Here is a 930-nt window from a genome sequence, read left to right as displayed (position 1 = left end):
GACGCTCAACAATTTGTCTGATGAGCGGACGGAATATCTGATCAACGATCGCCTCTCCTTTATGCGTTTCCTTGGTCTGGGACTTTCAGATCGGGTGCCTGATGCCAAAACGGTCTGGCTGTTTCGCGAGCGTCTGACCCAGGCGGGTGCGATCGATGGGCTGTTCAACCGCTTTGATGCGACCCTGCACAACGCCGGGTATTTGCCGATGTCAGGCCAGATCCTGGATGCCACGCTGGTAGCGGCTCCGAAGCAGCGCAATACAAACGATGAAAAGACTGATCTGCGGGAAGGACGGATCCCACAGGATTGGCAGGATAAACCGGCAAAGCTGTCCCACAAGGATAGACATGCGCGCTGGACCCTGAAATTCACGAAAGCGAAGCGACAGGAAGACGGGAGTATGCCCGCAACGGATCTGGCCATCCCGTTTTTTGGTTACAAGTCGCACATCTCCATCGATCGGAAATTTCGGCTGATCCGCAAGTGGAAGACGACAGATGCCGCCGCCAGTGACGGCGCGCGATTGAGAGAGGGCTTGCTTGATAAAAGCAATACAGCCTCAACGGTCTGGGCAGACACAGCCTACCGCTCAAAAGCCAATGAGGACTTCATGGAAAAGCAGGGCTTTGTCTCCAGGGTTCACAGGAAAAAGCCGCATCTCAGGCCTATGCCCCGCCATATCCAGAGATCCAATGCAGGGAGGTCGGTGATCAGATCTCGCGTCGAGCATGTCTTTGCCGATCAGAAATCACAGACGGGACTGTTCGTCCGAACCGTAGGCTTAACGCGGGCCACCATGAGGATCGGGCTGGCCAATATCGTCTATAAGGCACTGTTGCAAAGTCGGGCAAGATTTGAAGCGGGCCTGATTTTCGGGGTTTTTAGTAAGTGTAGACCCCGAACTGCCTTTCGATTAGGCGCACTTCT

Annotated in this window: 1 protein-coding gene; it reads left to right on the top strand. The window is 54.6% G+C overall.

Translation table 11 applies throughout. From position 1 onward, the window contains the following. Positions 1–930, top strand: a 930-nt coding sequence (locus JN414_RS16390) for an IS5 family transposase (protein WP_237390145.1), incomplete at both ends; no start/stop codon positions are given.

This window comes from Gluconobacter sp. Gdi (genome assembly GCF_014132155.1).
GTDB lineage: Bacteria > Pseudomonadota > Alphaproteobacteria > Acetobacterales > Acetobacteraceae > Gluconobacter.
The sequence above is the reverse complement of the archived record's forward strand: the minus strand, read 5'-3'. Positions and strand labels throughout refer to the sequence as shown.